The 19,669-nt window shown below is 41.6% G+C and carries 15 protein-coding genes and 1 pseudogene; 8 read left to right on the top strand and 8 right to left on the bottom strand.

Annotation, left to right across the window (positions count from 1 at the left end):
* Positions 1-166 precede the first annotated feature (166 nt).
* Positions 167-418: pseudogene (locus ABLA85_RS01620) on the top strand (IS1 family transposase); the annotation flags it as partial.
* 181 nt (positions 419-599) lie between these two features.
* Here the strand turns inward: ABLA85_RS01620 and acnB are convergent.
* Complete coding sequence (gene acnB, locus ABLA85_RS01615) at positions 600-3,197, bottom strand: bifunctional aconitate hydratase 2/2-methylisocitrate dehydratase (RefSeq protein ID WP_367960767.1); 2,598 nt, start codon at positions 3,195-3,197, stop codon at positions 600-602.
* Between the two features lie 350 nt (positions 3,198-3,547).
* Here acnB and ABLA85_RS01610 point away from each other — a divergent pair, with 350 nt between their 5' ends.
* Entirely contained in the window at positions 3,548-4,195 is a 648-nt protein-coding gene (locus ABLA85_RS01610; protein WP_367960766.1) for a hypothetical protein, read from the top strand.
* Between the two features lie 64 nt (positions 4,196-4,259).
* On the opposite strand, the gene lpdA is transcribed toward ABLA85_RS01610, so the two are convergent.
* From lpdA to ampD, 6 genes are all read right to left on the bottom strand, one after another.
* The gene (lpdA, locus tag ABLA85_RS01605) at positions 4,260-5,687 is read right to left on the bottom strand and encodes a dihydrolipoyl dehydrogenase (RefSeq protein WP_367960875.1); all 1,428 of its coding nucleotides are present in this window, start codon (positions 5,685-5,687) and stop codon (positions 4,260-4,262) included.
* Between the two features lie 201 nt (positions 5,688-5,888).
* Positions 5,889-7,454 carry a pyruvate dehydrogenase complex dihydrolipoyllysine-residue acetyltransferase gene (gene aceF, locus ABLA85_RS01600; protein ID WP_367960764.1) on the bottom strand — a complete coding sequence of 522 codons (1,566 nt, stop codon included), beginning with the start codon at positions 7,452-7,454 and terminating at the stop codon, positions 5,889-5,891.
* Positions 7,455-7,467: 13 nt separating this feature from the next.
* A complete protein-coding gene (gene aceE / locus ABLA85_RS01595) occupies positions 7,468-10,131 on the bottom strand; it encodes a pyruvate dehydrogenase (acetyl-transferring), homodimeric type (RefSeq protein ID WP_367960762.1) in 2,664 nt (887 codons plus the stop codon).
* Positions 10,132-10,372: 241 nt separating this feature from the next.
* On the bottom strand, positions 10,373-11,137 hold the full coding sequence (pdhR, locus tag ABLA85_RS01590) for a pyruvate dehydrogenase complex transcriptional repressor PdhR (RefSeq protein ID WP_367960761.1): 765 nt from the start codon (positions 11,135-11,137) through the stop codon (positions 10,373-10,375).
* Between the two features lie 1,013 nt (positions 11,138-12,150).
* Complete coding sequence (gene ampE, locus ABLA85_RS01585) at positions 12,151-13,005, bottom strand: beta-lactamase regulator AmpE (protein WP_367960760.1); 855 nt, start codon at positions 13,003-13,005, stop codon at positions 12,151-12,153.
* Positions 13,002-13,553, bottom strand: coding sequence for a 1,6-anhydro-N-acetylmuramyl-L-alanine amidase AmpD (gene ampD / locus ABLA85_RS01580; RefSeq protein WP_367960759.1), 552 nt, complete (start codon positions 13,551-13,553; stop codon positions 13,002-13,004). The genes ampE and ampD overlap by 4 nt, the downstream gene beginning before the upstream one ends.
* 342 nt (positions 13,554-13,895) lie before the next feature.
* Here ampD and ppdD point away from each other — a divergent pair, with 342 nt between their 5' ends.
* From ppdD to yacG, 6 genes are all read left to right on the top strand, one after another.
* On the top strand, positions 13,896-14,318 hold the full coding sequence (ppdD, locus tag ABLA85_RS01575) for a prepilin peptidase-dependent pilin (RefSeq protein ID WP_367960757.1): 423 nt from the start codon (positions 13,896-13,898) through the stop codon (positions 14,316-14,318).
* A 131-nt stretch (positions 14,319-14,449) separates the two neighbouring features.
* Positions 14,450-15,991: a type II secretion system protein GspE gene (gene gspE, locus ABLA85_RS01570; RefSeq protein WP_367960756.1), complete on the top strand. Its 1,542-nt coding sequence runs from the start codon at positions 14,450-14,452 to the stop codon at positions 15,989-15,991.
* On the top strand, positions 15,988-17,187 hold the full coding sequence (hofC, locus tag ABLA85_RS01565; RefSeq protein ID WP_367960754.1) for a protein transport protein HofC: 1,200 nt from the start codon (positions 15,988-15,990) through the stop codon (positions 17,185-17,187). The genes gspE and hofC overlap by 4 nt, the downstream gene beginning before the upstream one ends.
* 148 nt (positions 17,188-17,335) lie before the next feature.
* Positions 17,336-17,959 (top strand): dephospho-CoA kinase, encoded by a 624-nt coding sequence (coaE, locus tag ABLA85_RS01560; RefSeq protein WP_367960752.1) that lies wholly within the window; start codon positions 17,336-17,338, stop codon positions 17,957-17,959.
* On the top strand, positions 17,952-18,710 hold the full coding sequence (gene zapD / locus ABLA85_RS01555; RefSeq protein ID WP_367960750.1) for a cell division protein ZapD: 759 nt from the start codon (positions 17,952-17,954) through the stop codon (positions 18,708-18,710). The genes coaE and zapD overlap by 8 nt, the downstream gene beginning before the upstream one ends.
* A gap of 33 nt (positions 18,711-18,743) precedes the next feature.
* Positions 18,744-18,929, top strand: coding sequence for a DNA gyrase inhibitor YacG (yacG, locus tag ABLA85_RS01550; protein ID WP_340619499.1), 186 nt, complete (start codon positions 18,744-18,746; stop codon positions 18,927-18,929).
* A gap of 125 nt (positions 18,930-19,054) precedes the next feature.
* Here the strand turns inward: yacG and mutT are convergent, their stop codons facing one another.
* Entirely contained in the window at positions 19,055-19,450 is a 396-nt protein-coding gene (gene mutT / locus ABLA85_RS01545; protein WP_367960749.1) for an 8-oxo-dGTP diphosphatase MutT, read from the bottom strand.
* Between the last annotated feature and the right edge of the window lie 219 nt (positions 19,451-19,669).

Genomic DNA, 19,669 nt, shown 5'->3' with positions numbered 1-19,669 from the left:
ATAAAATTTGCCACAAAAAATAGACATAAAAAAGAGAGGACTCCGCCTTAATACTGCTCGCTTAAGTAAACCAGGATGGTCTATGTCTTAAATGATTAGTTATTGTGATACGCTTAGGGTTTTTTAATGGTTAAAGCTGACGTCCATTATCGTCATTGTCGCAAATCAGAACATACTTGCCCTCTTATCCCCTTTTAGTATTCGGTTTTACTGCATGGATGATTATGTTGTTTATGGCAGCCTTCCCGAAGAAGAGCATCTGACGAGAAAAACGTTTATTCAGCGTATAGAGAGAACGAATTTAACTCAGTGTACTCGATTAAAAAGACTGAATAGAAAAACTATCGGTTATTCAAAATCCGAAGAAATGCATGATAGGGTGATAGGGACTTTTATCGAGCGTGAATATTATTTTTGACGTTTAATCTAACCATTTAATACATGACCCGTATCAAACACCATTAATACAACAGAACCTTTATTGTTCCATCTGATTAAAATTCAGTCTTAGCATATTGGTAAGCATTATCCTTACAAAAAAACCGCTCGCGTTTAAGCGAGCGGTATTAAGGCCTTCGCCTTTCTTAGCAAGATATTTTTTACACCGCAGTTTGGAAGATCACATCGTCTGCTTTTTCGGTATATTGATTCAATTGATCAAAATTGAGATAACGATAAGTATCTGCCGCTGTTTCATCCACCTTGGCCATGAATTGCAGATACTCTTCTAGCGTTGGCAGGCGACCTAGCAATGAAGCCACAGCAGCTAACTCCGCAGATGCCAGATATACATTGGCTCCCGCACCTAAACGGTTTGGGAAGTTACGCGTAGAAGTAGATACCACCGTCGCTTCATCTGCAACACGAGCCTGATTTCCCATACACAGTGAACAACCAGGGATCTCAATGCGCGCCCCACTCTTACCAAAGACGCTGTAATAGCCCTCTTCTGTCAGTTGAGCAGCATCCATTTTCGTTGGCGGAGCAACCCACAGGCGGGTCGGTAACTGGCCTTTATGTTGATCCAGTAACTTACCAGCCGCACGGAAGTGACCAATATTCGTCATGCAGGAGCCAATAAACACTTCATCAATTTTATTGTTGGCAACTTCTGATAACAGACGAGCATCATCCGGATCATTTGGTGCACACAAAATAGGCTCTTTGATGTCATCCAAATTAATTTCAATCACTGCTGCATATTCTGCATCTGTATCTGCTTCCAGCAATTGTGGATCTTTCAACCAATTTTCCATACCGATAATACGGCGCTCTAATGTCCGACGATCACCATAACCTTCTGCAATCATCCATTTCAGCAATACGACATTGGATTGCAAATATTCAATGATCGGTGCTTTATCCAGTTTGATCGTACAGCCTGCTGCGGAACGTTCTGCGGAAGCATCTGCCAATTCAAATGCCTGCTCAACTTTGAGTTCTGGCAAACCTTCAATTTCCAGAATACGGCCAGAGAAAATATTTTTCTTACCTTTTTTCTCTACAGTCAACAAACCTTGCTGAATCGCGTAGTAAGGAATTGCATGAACCAGATCACGTAAGGTTATACCTGGCTGCATTTTACCTTTAAAACGAACTAATACGGATTCAGGCATATCCAACGGCATAACCCCTGTCGCAGCAGCAAATGCCACTAACCCAGAACCCGCCGGGAAAGAGATACCGATAGGGAAACGCGTATGAGAATCTCCACCTGTACCTACACTGTCTGGCAATAACATACGGTTCAGCCATGAATGGATAATTCCATCTCCTGGACGCAGGGATACACCACCACGGTTCATAATGAAATCAGGCAAGGTATGATGAGTTGTCACATCAACCGGTTTTGGATAGGCCGCTGTATGGCAGAATGACTGCATAACCAGATCTGCCGAAAAACCAAGACAGGCCAAATCCTTCAATTCATCACGAGTCATTGGGCCAGTTGTGTCCTGAGAGCCAACAGAAGTCATCTTCGGTTCACAGTATTCTCCCGGACGGATCCCGGTAGTACCGCAGGCACGACCTACCATTTTCTGTGCCAGCGAGAAACCACGACTGCTCTTCTCAACCGTTTTTGCCTGACGGAAAATATCACTGTGTGGCAATCCTAAAGATTCACGGGCTTTAGCTGTCAGACCTCGGCCGATAATTAATGGAATTCGGCCGCCTGCGCGCACTTCATCAATTAGTACATCCGTTTTCAGTTCAAAAGTTGCCAGCACTTCATTGGTATCGTGATGACGAATTTCACCTTTATAAGGGTAGATATCAATAACATCACCCATATTGAGTTTGGAAACATCTACCTCAATCGGCAATGCGCCTGCATCTTCCATCGTGTTAAAAAAGATTGGCGCAATCTTTCCACCCAATACAACACCTGCACCACGTTTGTTTGGCACAAACGGGATATCTTCCCCCATAAACCATAATACAGAGTTTGTAGCAGATTTACGGGAAGAGCCTGTACCCACGACATCCCCTACATACGCCAGAGGATGGCCTTTTTTATTGAGTTCTTCAATTTGCTTGATTGGACCAACAACACCCGCCTGATCAGGTTCGATACCTTCACGAGCATTTTTCAACATTGCCAGGGCATGTAATGGAATATCCGGTCGTGACCACGCATCTGGAGCAGGAGAAAGGTCATCAGTATTAGTTTCACCGGTGACTTTAAAGACAGTAACTGTAATTTTTTCTGCCAGTTCAGGACGTTCCAGGAACCATTCTGCATCAGCCCATGACTGGATAATTTGTTGAGCATGTGGATTACCTGCTTTCGCTTTTTCTTCCACATCATAGAAGCTGTCAAACATCAGCAAAGTATGGGATAGCCCCTTCACTGCAATTGGAGCCAATTTTTCATCATCGAGAGCATCAATCAAAGCATGGATATTGTACCCACCCTGCATGGTTCCCAATAACTCAATGGCTTTTTCCCGCGTAACAAGTGGTGAAGTTGTTTCATCCTTAGCGATAGCAGCAAGGAAACCAGCTTTTACATAGGCCGCCTCATCAACACCGGGGGGAACACGGTTTGTCAACAGGTCTAATAGAAAATTCTCTTCACCTTGAGGTGGATTCTTCAGTAATTCGACCAGCGCGGCTGCTTGAGCTGCGTCTAATGGCTTAGGGACGATGCCTTGCGCTTCACGTTCGGCTACGTGCTTGCGATATTCTTCTAGCACGACTTACTCCTCGCTCTCATTGTCATTTTATATGCCCGGCTGTCTGCACCCGGTAACGATCACCATGAAATGACCATCAAGGATGCCAGGTCAGAGGATTTTGCTCACATAACACGAAAATTATGCCGAGCTTCGAACAATTAGAATACCAAAATTTGAATAGCATGTTAATTCATTCACATAAAATCAACATTGAACCGTGATAAAATTTTGGATGTATGAGCTTAAAAGGTGTATTAAAGTACCAAATGCTGTTTGTTGCTGTTTTAGCCTAAAAAAGCAATAAAGACCGTCAGGCAATGGTAAAAAATACCAAATGTTACATAAAATGCGTCGTCATGGAGGGGATTATGCCAAATATCCCAATAAGAAATGATATGCCATCTACTCCTCATTCAAGCCCCATCCTTGAAGAAAGAAGTTATCCCGATTATAAAACGATTATCAAAGAAGTTTCCAAAGAAGGCATGATATCAGCACTGAACGGATTAAAGCGAAATGAGGCTTTGGTTCACCCCGATATGAGAAGACACCAATCATTTATCAGCACAGCAAATTCAATAAACAATATTTATACTAATGCGAGTATTGAGGGAAATATAAATACACATCGTTATTTTGTTTGTTTTTGTGCTCCTGAACCGGTTGGTATCATGATATTCATTCCAGCATCACCTGTAATTTCTCACGATACCGCTGATCTAATAGGATATATATTGACTTATCCCGGTGGTCGAGGATATGGAAGTTTACTAATTGAATATGCGGTGAATTTTTCCATTTCGTTAAATCATTCAGGCATGTTGAAACTCTACGCTGAGCGCTATGCCATACCGATTTATCAACGATTAGGTTTTGTATTTACAGGTAATTCTAATTTTGGAGCCGTTGAAATGCGTTTGGACCCTAAAATAAGCAATCGCTGGAGTGTTATCCCTAATGGCTATCGATTAAATAAATTCCACTCTTTATTTAATTGGCAATGCCATATATTGTAAGTAACGGCTCCCATCTCTGAAAGCCGTTTAATATCTTTGCTAACCTACTGCAAATTATAAAGAATTATTTCTTTTTCTTCGCCTTAGGATTTGGCAAGTCAGTAATGCTGCCTTCGTACATTTCCGCAGCCATACCGATTGATTCATACAGTGTTGGATGAGCGTGAACAGTCAGAGCAATATCTTCTGCATCACAACCCATTTCGATAGCCAAACCAATTTCACCCAATAGTTCGCCACCGTTAGTACCAACAACAGCACCACCGATAATACGATTAGTTTCTTTATCGAAAATCAGTTTAGTCATACCATCTGAACAGTCAGATGCGATCGCACGACCAGAAGCAGCCCACGGGAAAGTTGCAGTTTCGTAGCTGATGCCTTTCTCTTTTGCTTCTTTCTCAGTCAAACCAACCCATGCAACTTCTGGTTCAGTGTACGCGATAGATGGAATAACTTTTGGATCGAAGTAATGTTTCTTACCAGAGATAACTTCTGCGGCAACATGACCTTCATGAACACCTTTATGTGCCAACATTGGCTGACCAACGATATCACCGATAGCGAAGATATGAGGTACGTTCGTGCGCATTTGCTTATCAACATGGATAAAACCACGGTCATCAACAGCAACACCCGCTTTGCCAGCATCAAGCAGTTTACCGTTTGGTACACGGCCAATAGCAACCAGAACGGCATCATAACGCTGAGGTTCTGCTGGTGCTTTTTTACCTTCCATTGTCACGTAGATGCCATCTTCTTTAGCTTCTACCGCGGTCACTTTAGTTTCCAGCATCAAGTTGAATTTTTTGCTGATGCGCTTAGTGAACACTTTAACAACGTCTTTGTCCGCAGCAGGAATAACCTGATCGAACATTTCTACCACGTCAATCTGAGAACCCAGAGCGTGATAAACAGTACCCATTTCCAGACCGATAATACCGCCGCCCATAACCAGCAGGCGTCCCGGAACAGTTTTCAGTTCCAGTGCATCAGTAGAATCCCATACGCGAGGGTCATCATGTGGAATAAATGGCAGTTGAATTGGGCGTGAACCCGCTGCGATAATGGCATTATCAAAATTAATCGTTGTTGTGCCGTTCTCGCCTTCTACTACCAGAGTGTTAGCACCTGTAAATTTACCAACACCGTTAACAACGTTAACTTTACGGCCTTTAGCCATGCCGCCCAGACCACCTGTCAACTGGGAAATAACTTTTTCTTTCCAGAGACGGATTTTATCAATATCAGTTTGTGGCTCTCCAAACACGATACCGTGTTGTGACAACGCTTTTGCTTCTTCAATCACTTTAGCAACATGAAGCAATGCTTTAGATGGGATGCAGCCCACGTTAAGACAAACACCACCCAGAGTAGAGTAGCGCTCAACCAGAACAGTATCCAAACCTAAGTCTGCACAACGGAAAGCAGCAGAATACCCTGCCGGGCCTGCTCCAAGCACCACTACCTGGGCTTTAATTTCAGTACTCATCATGACCTCTTAATTATTTGTCCGGCGGGTCAGACGAAAAAAACATATTCCACCGGGACGTACACACCGCGAGCAGTTTACAGAATTGTAAATAACCTGAAAAGCGCGTTAACGTGACAGAAATCGCAACCTGCCAGATACAAGTATAAAATACCTGTCACGATCATAATTATTAGGCCGGCATATTTACCGGCCTTCGCATTACATCACCAGATGACGAATATCGCTCATCAATTGATTAATGTAAGTGATGAAACGAGCACCATCTGCTCCATCGATCACACGGTGGTCGAAAGACAGAGACATAGGCAGAATCAGACGAGGAACGAATTCCTTGCCATTCCAGACTGGCTTCATAGAAGAACGGGACAGCCCCATAATGGCTACTTCTGGTGCATTCACGATTGGTGCAAAACCAGTTGTACCGATACCCCCCAGGCTTGAAATAGTGAAACAACCACCCTGCATATCGGAAGCAGTCAGCTTACCAGCACGCGCTTTCTTAGATACTTCTGCCAGTTCTCTTGAGAGTTCAACGATGCCTTTCTTATTAACATCTTTAAATACAGGAACAACCAGACCGTTAGGTGTATCAACCGCGATACCGATGTTGACGTATCTTTTCAGGATCAGCTTCTGGCCATCTTCAGAGATAGAGCTGTTAAAGCGAGGCATTGCTTCCAGTGCTTTCGCAGCCGCTTTCATAACGAATACCAGTGGAGTGATCTTCACGCCAAGCTGTTTCTTCTCAGCTTCTTTGTTCTGTTGCTTACGGAATTCTTCAACTTCAGTGATATCCGCTTCATCGAACAGGTTAACGTGAGGGATCATTACCCAGTTACGGCTCAGGTTAGCACCGGAGATTTTCTGGATACGGCTCATTTCAACTTCTTCGATTTCACCAAACTTGCTGAAATCAACTTTCGGCCAAGGCAGCATACCCGGCAGACCACCACCCGCAGGTGCTGCTTCTGCAAGTTTGATTGCATCTTTCACGTAAGCCTGAACATCTTCACGCAGGATACGGCCTTTACGACCAGTCCCTTTCACTTTAGCCAGATTTACGCCAAATTCACGTGCCAGACGACGAATAACTGGAGTTGCATGAACGTAAGCATCGTTTTCCGCAAACTCATTTTTGCTTTCTGCTGACTGGCTGGCTACTGGTGCTGGTGCTGCTTTCGCAGGTTCTGCCGCAGGAGCCGGAGCCGCTACTGGAGCTGCCGCAGGTGCTGCGCCGGCAACTTCGAATACCATGATCAGAGAGCCAGTTTTTACTTTATCGCCAACTGAGATTTTGATCTCTTTCACTGTGCCCGCAAATGGGGCCGGAACTTCCATAGAAGCTTTGTCACCTTCAACGGTGATCAGTGACTGCTCTTCAGTGATGACGTCACCAACTTTTACCATAATTTCAGTAACTTCAACTTCATCACCACCGATATCTGGTACAGCAACTTCTTTGCTTTCAGCCGCTACAGGCGCCGCTGCCAGAGCCGCTTCCTGTTGCGCTGGTACAGCTTCTGCTGCACCAGTTGCGGATTCAAAAATCATAATCAGTTTGCCGGTTTCCACCTTATCGCCAACCGCAACTTTGATTTCTTTAACCACTCCCGCCTGTGGCGATGGAACTTCCATAGAAGCCTTGTCACCTTCAACAGTGATTAGTGACTGTTCTGCTTCTACTGTGTCACCAACTTTCACCATGATTTCAGTAACTTCAACTTCATCTGCACCAATATCAGGTACGTTAATTTCGATAGACATTAATCTTTACCTCTTATGCCAGACGTGGGTTAACTTTTTCTGGGTTGATGTTGTATTTTTTGATTGCTTCTTCAACCACTTTCACATCAACTTTGCCACGTTTAGCCAATTCACCCAGAGCTGCAACAACCACGTAAGAAGCATCAACTTCAAAGTGATGACGCAGATTTTCACGGCTGTCAGAACGACCGAAACCATCAGTACCCAATACGCGGAATTCGCTTGCTGGTACGAAGTTACGAACCTGCTCAGCAAACAGCTTCATGTAGTCAGTAGAAACGACTGCTGGTGTATCGTTCATGATCTGAGCAATATAAGGAACGCGTGGTTCTTCTGAAGGATGCAGCATGTTCCAACGCTCACAATCCTGACCATCGCGAGCCAGTTCAGTGAAGGAGGTTACGCTGTAAACGTCAGAACCAATGCCGTACTCGTCAGACAGGATCTTAGCTGCTTCACGTACATGACGCAGGATAGAACCTGAGCCTAGCAACTGAACTTTACCTTTCGCGCCTTCAATACCTTCCAGCTTGTAGATACCTTTACGGATACCTTCTTCAGCGCCTTCAGGCATTGCTGGCATGTGGTAGTTTTCGTTCAGGGTGGTGATGTAGTAGTAGATATTCTCTTGTTTTTCACCATACATACGCTCCAGACCATCATGCATGATAACAGCCACTTCATAAGCGAACGCTGGATCATAAGAGATACAGTTAGGGATAGTCAGAGACTGAATATGGCTATGACCATCTTCGTGCTGTAGACCTTCACCGTTCAGAGTCGTACGGCCAGAAGTACCACCAATCAGGAAGCCGCGAGCCTGCTGATCCCCCGCTGCCCAGCACAGATCACCGATACGCTGGAATCCGAACATAGAATAGTAAATATAGAATGGGATCATTGGCAGGTTATTGGTGCTGTAAGAAGTTGCAGCAGCCAACCAGGATGACGCAGCACCCAACTCGTTGATACCTTCCTGTAGGATCTGGCCTTTAGAATCTTCTTTATAGTACGCAACCTGCTCACGGTCTTGCGGAGTATACTGCTGACCATTCGGGCTGTAGATACCGATCTGACGGAACAGGCCTTCCATACCAAAAGTACGTGCTTCATCAGCAATGATTGGAACCAGACGATCTTTGATCGACTTATTCTTCAGCATGATGTTCAGTGCACGAACAAAAGCGATAGTGGTAGAAATTTCTTTAGATTGTTCTTCCAGCAGAGAGCTGAAATCTTCCAGAGCAGGGATGTCCAGTTTTTCGTCGAAGTTAATACGACGGCTTGGCAGGTAACCGCCCAGTGCATTACGACGCTCATGCAGATATTTAGATTCTTCAGAGTCTTTGTCGAAAGTTACGTATGGCAAGTTTTCAATTTGCTCATCAGATACAGGAATATTGAAACGATCACGGAATTGACGAACGCCTTCCATGTTCATTTTCTTAACCTGGTGAGCAATGTTTTTACCTTCGGCGGTATCACCCATGCCGTAACCCTTGATGGTCTGAGCCAGGATTACAGTTGGTTTACCTGTAGTTTCCTGCGCTTTTTTCAGTGCAGCGAAAACTTTCTTAGGATCGTGACCACCACGATTCAGAGCCCAAATTTCGTCATCAGTCATGTCCTTGACCAATTCCGCAGTTTCTGGGTAACGGCCGAAGAAATGTTCACGAACATACGCGCCATTTTTGGACTTGAATGTCTGGTAGTCGCCATCCAGCGTTTCATTCATCAGTTGAACCAGTTTACCACTGGTATCTTTACGCAGCAGTGCATCCCAACGCTCACCCCACAGGACTTTCAGGACCTGCCAGCCAGCACCGTCGAAAATGCCTTCCAGTTCATTAACTATTTTACCGTTCCCTGTTACTGGTCCATCAAGACGTTGCAGGTTACAGTTGATGATGAAGACCAGGTTGTCCAGCTTTTCACGGGTTGCGATAGTGATTGCACCTTTGGATTCTGGCTCATCCATCTCACCGTCGCCCAGGAAAGCATAAACGGTTTGCTTAGAAGTGTCTTTCAAGCCACGGTGTTCCAGATATTTCAGGAATTTAGCCTGATAGATAGCAGAAATTGGACCCAACCCCATTGAAACAGTTGGGAACTGCCAGAAATCAGGCATTAATTTTGGATGTGGGTAAGAAGACAGACCATTGCCGCCAATTTCCTGACGGAAATTGTTCATCTGTTCTTCTGTCAAACGACCTTCAAGGAATGCACGTGCATAAATGCCCGGAGAAATGTGACCCTGGAAATAAACCAAGTCGCCACCATCATTCTCATTACGAGCACGGAAGAAATGGTTAAAACAAACTTCATAAACAGTAGCGGAAGACTGGAATGAAGCCATGTGACCACCCAGCTCCAGATCTTTCTTGGATGCACGCAGAACAGTCATGATTGCATTCCAGCGAATAGCAGAACGAATGCGGCGCTCCAAATCCAGATTACCAGGGTAAGCCGGCTCATCCTCAACCGGAATAGTGTTGATGTAATCACGGTTTGCAGTACCAGCCGCAACATTAACGCCACCTTTACGTGCTTCGTTCAAAACCTGATCAATCAAGAATTGAGCGCGTTCAACACCTTCTTCACGGATGACCGATTCGATCGCCTGTAACCAATCGCGAGTTTCGATCGGATCCACGTCATTTTTCAAAATATCTGACATGGTGTGTTCCTTATCTGTTATCTATTTCTAATGGTTGTTTTGGAGCCTATCTTCTGGTCATACCCTTTGACATTCAGTCAGTCATGACCGGAAGATAGGCCCTGCTATATGTTGCCGCTAAACCCCTTAAATAAAGAGCTAACAACTGTACAGACGCAGCAGCCAGGATCTGTACAGTCAAGTTTAGAATCTATCCCATTTGGGAGTTGTATTAATGCATGACGCCCCAGGGGATAGGCTCTTAGTCCTGATGTTGTTGGAACCGTCTTAGTGAGCGCTCACGACGCGTATTCTCACGAGTCAGATCCAATAAAACTTCTTCTATAAAAGACAAATGGCGATGCGAAGCTTCACGCGCTTTTTCCGGTTCTCTCCCCATTATTGCGTGAAAAATTTCTGCCCTATGGTTACTTACTGCTGCCAACATTTCTTTGCGGGTATAAATGAATTCGAAATTACGCCGGATATTCTGTTCCAGCATCGGGATCATACAACGCAATAAATGCAGCAATACCACGTTATGGGCCGCTTCTGTGACAACAAGTTGATATTGTAAGACAGCATCTGATTCCGCATTGATATCCCCGCATTGTTGGGCTTCTTGAATAGCAAGGTGTTTTTTCTCAATACGTTTAAAATCTTCATCCGTTCCCCTGAGAGCAGCGTAATAAGCCGCAATACCTTCCAGTGCATGGCGCGCTTCCAGGAGATCAAATTGTGATTCTTGATTCTCTGCAATAAGTTGGGCGAGTGGGTCACTGAAACTTTGCCAGAGATTATTCTGTACAAACGTTCCTCCACCCTGACGACGGAAAAGAAAGCCTTTAGCTTCCAATTTTTGAATGGCTTCGCGCAATGAAGGGCGTGATACTTCGAACTGCTTCGCCAGTTCACGCTCAGGAGGCAGTTTTTCTCCAGGACGTAATGAGCCTTCGAGAATGAGGTGTTCAAGACGTTGCTCAATCACATCTGATAATTTTGGTTGGCGAATTTTGCTATAAGCCATATCTGCTGTAAGCCATTCAGTAAGTAAACGTTACTTTCGAACTATTTTTATGTGAATTAGTTTTATGTGAACTAGTTACTTCAACTATATCCCTATACCCTATTTATTAGGGTATTCAGACTAACTTTTAGACAATCAACCTCATTCAACTGACTTCACTTAGCCGGGATTTAGTCAATTGGTAATACCAATTTAAAGTACGGGTCATAAAGTAACAAAGTATTCACTAGCTGTCTATAAAGACCTTGGGCTAAATCATAAAAACCTGCAAATTTTAACAAATTATTTTAATTTTTATCAGAAAATTATAACCAAACGGGACTTTTAGACAATAAATAAGTAAGCATTTAAGGGCATAATGCGAATTCATTATCCATTATTATAATTCATTTAGTATATCAATTCATTTGTTTATTTATTATTTAAATTTATGCATTATTATTAGTTTATAACGCATGGCGAAAGAGAAAATGGATATAATGGTTTAATATAACAGCAACAAAACCATATTATCGGTATAATTCCCAATGTCTAATCTCTAAGCATAACTAAAGAATTACTACTGTATATTCGATATGCACAATCAATGTACTGGATATATTGGATAGATTATGATCTACATATTCAAGTTACATAGAAACTTCAGTTACACAGCAGTGGCAAATGAGTAGTTAGAAAAAACAGCAAGATACTTTGAAAGCAATACTCTCTCCTCAGGAAGAACAAGAATGTTATGGATATTTTCTTCAAATGGTCACACTAAGTGCCAACTCAGGGAATATTCCGACTTCTCAGGATGGAAAACTATTAAGGATGAATAAGTTCAGGCTAATTGATTTGTACCAATAGATTTCAAGTTGCATCACTGTAGCAAGTGAACACTCACAGCCATCAAAGAAGCAACCCGAAAGATGGACGGTATAAAGCTCCTTTTCATGCAATTCCCGCCCTATATGTCAAACCTGACACTGGCGGGATTTTTTTATGTTGTGCCCCAAAGTGGCTGTTCTCAACTAGGTTAACGTCCCATAAATCGTCAACAAGGCAACAATAATCACAATGGTAAATGTTGCTTTTTTCGCGATTTTCACTGCTGCCAGGGGAGTATCCAAAAGATCCAGATGAGGTTCCTTACTCAATGCAAATTGTGCCAATTGACTGACCACCTTATATTGGGATGTCCGCAAGTCGCTGAGTGATGCAATCCAGGCAGGTAGTGCCTTTTCACCCTGTCCCAACAGAGCATAAGCGATACCAGCCAAACGTGCAGGGATCCAATCCAGACAATTTAATAACGCATCAACCCCTGATTGAGCACGTTGTAGGGTAGTCCCATTTCTGGCTAACCATCCTTGATAAGCTCTCAAAAAACCATAACCCATCAAAATTGCCGGCCCAAATTCCCCCATCACAACTAACCAAAAAATTGGAGCGAGGTAGTAACGGAAATTGATCCAGATTAATGCGTTCTGTATTTCACGCAATCGTTCATCTTTTGTTGTATTCGATGAAATTCCTTGCCCCATTGTCAAATGGGTAAGATGGATATTTTGCTGATCTGAATCATCAATACGCACGGCGCGGAGATATTCACGGTAACTATGACGCAAAGAACCTGCACCAACACATAACAAACTAATCATGATGCACAATAAAATTGCCGGCATACCAAAAGCCACTGTACTCAGAACCCCAATGAGCTTCCAGGTCAAAAAAACAACCACAAGGGTCATCCCTAAACTTACCCACAGTGAATATAATTTTACTCTGGCAAAAAAAGGGACCAGATAGTGTTCCAACTGCCAATGGTCCCCCATTTTAAAAATGCGTTCCCATGCCAGTATTAACAATAGGATAAAGAGGGTCATCCAACTCGCTCCTTCAATAATTGCCGATAATGTTCCCAATAAAAATAAGGCCCTGGGTCGGTTTTTCTACCCGGTGCGATTTCACTATGCCCTGTAATATTATTACGGATATCAGGGTATTGTTTGATAAGTAGCTGAGTGACTTCCACCAACTTAAGATACTGGATTTCAGTGAATGGTTCGTAATCCGTCCCTTCCAACTCAATACCTATTGAAAAATCATTGCACGTTTCACGATCACAATAACAGGAAACACCCGCATGCCAAGCCCTTTTATCGAATGGAACATACTGTACAACTTCACCATCCCGGCGGATCAAACAGTGAGCAGAAACACGCAGTCCTTTTATCTCTCCAAAGAAAGGATCTTCATTGGGATCCAACGTTCCCATAAATAACTGATCAATATACGGCCCGCCGAACTTACCGGGTGGTAAACTAATATTATGAATGACAAGTAATGATGGGATTTCACCTTCTGGACGCAAATCATAATGTGGAGAAGTCACTTTTCTGGCATCATCAATCCACCCTTCATTTAACTTCATTCTCTTACTCCATCGAACTGTTTCATCGCTAATTTTTCCACCACATTGGAAGACAACCGCTCAAAGTGTAACAAATTAGTATGTTAGCATTTTCAATCGAGAGATATTTTCACTCGTGTTTTCATTTGCGAGCAAGCTCGAAAATTTTCCGGTAAAAAATGTAATCAATCGTTATCTTTTCGAACCATTTCCACAAAATGCACTAACATCATTTTCTTTTTTTAAAAATACCTCCATCCTTATTAGCACCAACTCATATTAAAAATCATGCATCGTTCTGAAAAAAATATAGCCGGAATATGCAGAAAAACACATAAAAGAGGAAAATAAAAAGGAGATAATATGAATCAACAAGGATTTACATTAATGGAAGTCATGGTTGTGATGGCAATTGTATCTATCCTTGGTGCAATTGGTATTCCCAGCTATCAAGGCTATATTCAAAAGGCAGCATTAACCGATGTGCTCCAGGCTATTGTACCTTATAAATCTGGAGTTGAAATTTGCCGTTTTGAAACAGAAAGCGACAAAGAGTGCAACACTGGTCATACATCTATTCCATCTGTTCACAACAGCCGTTATATCAGTACCATAGCTGTAAACATGGGAGAAATAACTATCGTTGGTAAACAAAATCTCAATGGCCTTAATATCATCTTAAAACCGATTCAGGATATTAAAACAGGTATTACACATTGGCAAACGACATGTAATGCCGAAAATGAATCATTAAAAACAAAATGTCAGGAGACACTGAAATTTTAATAGTCATTAATTTAATAATTAGTCAATAATTGCAAAATATAACAATTAATTTTATAGAGAAAGATTATCTTACAAAAATACTATTTGGATAGAAATCATTAAACCATTTAAACAGTAAAGGAATATAATAAATGAAAAATACGGAAAACATTTTAATTGAAAGAAAAATCAAAGAACTCTGCCAAAAACATCAGGCAATTATTATAAAAAGGGATGCGTATACCATAACTATTGCTTGTAGCCAATCCCCTAATGAAGAGTTTATTGCTTCACTACGCTTTATTTCTGGTGCAATAATTGATTTTGATATTTGGCCAAAAGCTAAAATTGAATCTATGTTGACACAAGAAGGACCATTTATACCTTGTACAGAAAATTACTGTGCTGAAAATAATGAGATAGAAACCTACCGAATAGAAAACTTAAGTATTCAAAAAAATAATCACAACGATACACAATTGAATGACAGCTATACCGAAGATATTGACACTCCTGTCATTCAGTTAATTAATCAGACAATCTCAATCTCTATACAAAAAAGAGCATCAGATATTCATTTTGAACCTTCTCAATACAACTATCGGATACGTATTCGAGTTGATGGTGTGTTGCATTCTATGTCATCACCCTCTTCTCAAATGAATGCGGGTATTCCTGCTCGCTTAAAAATCATGGCAAAACTTAATATCGCTGAAAAACGCCAACCGCAAGACGGGCAATTTGACTGGAATGATCACAAAACCAGTTATGCAATACGCATATCTACATTACCAACATTGTATGGAGAAAAAATTGTTCTGCGAATTTTAAACACCATACACCAATTATCATTGGAACAACTCGGTCTGTCTGAGTCCCAGTTACAGCTTTTAAAGCAGAAACTTCGTATACCACAGGGAATGATTGTCGTCACAGGTCCGACAGGAAGTGGTAAAACTGTCACATTGTATAGTTGCCTGAAATACTTAAACCAAACGGAGAAGAATATCTGTAGTGTTGAAGATCCGGTAGAAATTCCTTTAACGGGCATCAACCAAACACAGGTAAATAACAAAATTGGGCTCGATTTCGCTAAAGTTTTACGGGCATTACTGCGGCAAGATCCCGATATCATCATGGTTGGTGAAATTCGTGATAACGAAACGGCTGAAATATCAATGAAAGCCGCTCAAACAGGGCATTTGGTTTTATCCACCCTTCATACGAATTCCACAATAGACACACTATCTCGCCTGCAAAATCTTGGGGTTTCAGGCTATACCACTGCATCATGTGTAAAATTAATTATTGCCCAACGGTTAGTTCGCAAACTTTGCCCCCATTGCCGGCAAAAAACGCAAGAACCTACGATCATACATTTTGAAAACAGAGAGATAAAACAACAAATTACTGTGCAGCAATGGATAGCAGTTGGCTGTGAACACTGTTTTTCCGGTTATTATGGCAGGATAGCCATCTATGAATTTCTCGAAATCAAACCTGAACTCCAGCAAGCTTTATCAGAACACTCTTCTGACAAATTTCCCTGTTTGCCCACCCTACAACAGCAAGCAACCCTTTTCTCTGCTGGATTGGCGTTAGTAGAACAGGGCACAACGACTCTGGAAGAGGTTTATCAAATTACAGGACAAGAAACATATTCAATAGATATCAAGGCAGAGAGTACAGAATGAAAATGGAATATATTTATCAATGGCAAGCGGTTAATAAAAAAGGAAATATTATAAGAGGAGAAAATATTGGACGAAATAGACACTCTATTTTCCAGTATTTGAACCAACTTGATTTGCAACCTTATACGATAAAATGTAAAAAAATTATTTATTACAGCGAAAAGGAAATTACTTATCGTCTGCATTTCATCCATCAACTAAATATATTACTAACATCAGGTATCCCTTTACTGCAAGGGCTGACTATTCTATTACAAGAATGCAAGAACATCATTTGGCGATGTGTATTGACAGATCTTATCCAAAAAATCAGCCAAGGAGAATCATTTTCCACCGCATTGCAACACTATCCCCGATTATTTTCTCGCTTATTTTGCCAAATTATCGCAGTAGGAGAGCAGACTGGCCAACTCGAAACCTGCTGCCAACTACTCATTCATAGGTTAGAACAACAAAATATACTGCATAAAAAGATCCAAAAAGCGTATCGCTATCCTTTAATAGTCGCCTTTATCACAGTACTTGTTATTTTGTTAATGTTAATTGTCGTCCTGCCTGAATTCAAACAGGTATATTCTGCATTTGATGCCTCACTTCCTTTATTAACACAGGGAGTTTTGTCAACATCTGACTTTTTGACTAACCGAGGTATACCACTTTTAATAGCGATATTAATATTGGTAAGTCTCTATTCCTGGTTACGTTTTAAATTCCCAGTGTTGCATTCAAAGGAAAAAATGCTTCTTCTGAAATTCCCTCTTTTCAGAAAACTCATAATCTACCAGCATACCAGCCAAATATTCCATATTCTGTTTATGACACAGAAAGCAGGTTTGACCTTAACCCGCGGTCTGGAATGTGCACTAAACGCAACACACCATCCTTTATTTATTGCGGGGATAAAAAGCCTTCACCGACAGATTCAGCAAGGGATACCAATGAGTAATGCCTTGAAAAAAGAAGATTGTTTTCCACCATTATGTAAACAATTTGTCATAATTGGTGAAGAATCAGGTGAACTTGACATATTTTTGGGTAATCTAGCGTTATGGTATCAAGAACAATTTATTAACTATGCTGATAAATTAGTTCAACTACTTGAACCAGTATTAATGCTGATTATGGCGGTGATTGTTGGCTTACTACTACTCGCCATGTACCTGCCTATCTTTCAGCTAGGTACTATTTTGACATAACAGTTTGGCGTAACAGCTTAATTTGCATGTTTTCATTATTTTTTCTCAAGGGGTGTAAAAACTGGAATTATACATGTTTGTTTATAGCCCATGTGCATCCCTTGAGTTACAATTTGCATATGCTATCAGAAATCTTTTAAGGGATAGAATGAATTATATTGTTGCACTCACAGGTGGAATTGGTAGCGGTAAAACGACTATCTCTAATGTATTTTCATCCCTTGGTGTCCCGCTTGTTGATGCAGATATTATTGCCAGAGAGGTTGTGACTCCTGGCTCTCCCGCATTACAAGCAATCTCAGAACACTTTGGCTCCGACATCTTATTACCAGATGGCAGTTTAAACCGCACCGCGCTACGTCAGAAGATTTTCTCAGCACCAGAAGAAAAACAATGGCTCAACTCACTCCTTCATCCACTAATACATGCAGAAACACAACAGCAATTAAATCAGGTCAGTTATCCTTATGTTATTTGGGTTGTTCCTCTGTTAATAGAAAACAACTTAACACACTTGGCTGACCGTATCTTGGTTGTTGATGTTCCTCCTGAGATACAAATCAGCCGGACAATTACTCGTGATGGTGTCAGTCGTGAACAAGTTGAAAATATCCTGGCTGCGCAAGCCAGCCGTCAAGAACGGCTGGAAAAGGCAGATGATGTCATACTTAACGATCAAAAAAAGCAAGATCTCACCGCACGTATAATCGAATTACATCAAAAATATTTGAAACAAGCAGAATTAGTTAGACAGGAAGAACGTAATGAATGATGCAGCCTCCGCTATTATTTTTGAACACCCACTAAATGAGAAAATGCGTTCATGGTTGAGGATTGAGTCTTCACTACAACAGCTAGAAAAACAGCGTTACCTGGATTCACAAGCAAACAGTCTCGCGTTTTTTCGTACGATTGCTGAATTAATTGAAATATTAGAACGTGGTGAAGTACGCTCTGAATTGCTAAAGGAACTGGACCGTCAACAAATAAAATTAAAACAATGGCTCAGTGCACCTAATGTGGACACCCCTATGATTCACAAACTGATAGAACAACTAAAAGAGCGTAGCCTCGCATTACATCATGCTCCGCGCCTTAGCCAACAAATTAAAGAAGATCGTATTATCAGCATGGTGCGTCAACGGCTCAGCATCCCAGGAGGATGTTGCAGTTTTGACTTACCAACATTACATTTGTGGCTACATCTACCACAATCTATCCGGGATGAAACAGTTAAATCCTGGCTAGATAGTTTGTTACCATTAAAACAAGCATTAGAAAGTATTCTGGGGTTGATACGCCATTCAACGATGTTCTCTGTGCAAATTAGTCATAACGGTTTCTATCAAGGAAATGCTGATGAGGCAGATCTATTGAGATTAAAATTAGATATTGTGCTGAACTCGCTGATCTATCCACAAGTCTCCGGCCACAAAACTCGTTTTGCGATCCGTTTCTTACCAATGGATAGTGAAAACGGTACTGTGCCTACGCATTTGTCATTTGAATTGGCCTGCTGTTAATATAATCATCAAACTAAGCAGGAGAGAACTAAAATGTCTGAAGTATTGACTGTCGCATGTCCGACATGCGGCAAGACAATAATATGGGGTGAAATCAGTCCTCATCGCCCATTTTGCAGTAAACGTTGTCAGTTAATTGACTTGGGCGAGTGGGCTAATGAAGAAAAGAAAATCCCCAGTCAGGGCGACAACACAGAAAATGATGACTGGAGTGAATAACCTGATTAGTAATCACATCTTATATTTCCGCCTGTATTGGGCGAAAGTGTATGGTGCTTTTCGCTAAAATATATCGCGGTAGTATCGAATCATCTGACACTACCGCGATATTTGCCTCAGTTAGTTCAACCTTTTGTTAATAGATTGACGATACTGCGGTTTGCTGGTGGAAATTCATCAGCAATTAATTCAGCTTGCGGGGTCCAACGATAAGGCTGCCCCTCTTTACCAAATGGCTCATTCTTCCATTGGTCAACCAAATAAAAGTAAAGGGTAATATTTCTGTCCGAGAATTCATGTGTGATAGTTTCCAACAATTCACAATGAGTTACCGTGATACCAACTTCCTCTTTTAATTCCCTGACCAAAGCCTGTTCTGGTGTTTCTCCCTGTTCGAGTTTCCCTCCCGGAAACTCCCAAAATCCCCCCATGTGTGAATCAGCACGGCGTTGGGTGATAAAAATTTCATCATTGCTATTTTTAATAATTCCTGCCGCAATATGCAGATGTTTTTTTTCCATAATACTTTTCCAGAATAGTCTTTCCTGCAAACCATAATAAAACAGGCTTACAGGAAAAACACAGGATTAATATCACGAGATCTGAGTCACTTCTTACCTCTTTTTACCAAACCTTCCACAGATAAGAGAGTATTATGTATACAGATACTCAACAGATTTAGAATTACATCATAGTAGCAACCACTGCACACTTATAGTTAATTATTTGATCTAAATAAG

The sequence above is a fragment of the Xenorhabdus sp. SGI246 genome, assembly GCF_040838225.1.
GTDB classification, from domain to species: Bacteria; Pseudomonadota; Gammaproteobacteria; order Enterobacterales; family Enterobacteriaceae; genus Xenorhabdus; species Xenorhabdus indica.
Note: the sequence above shows the minus strand (reverse complement) of the source record. Positions and strands in the feature narration are given on the sequence as shown.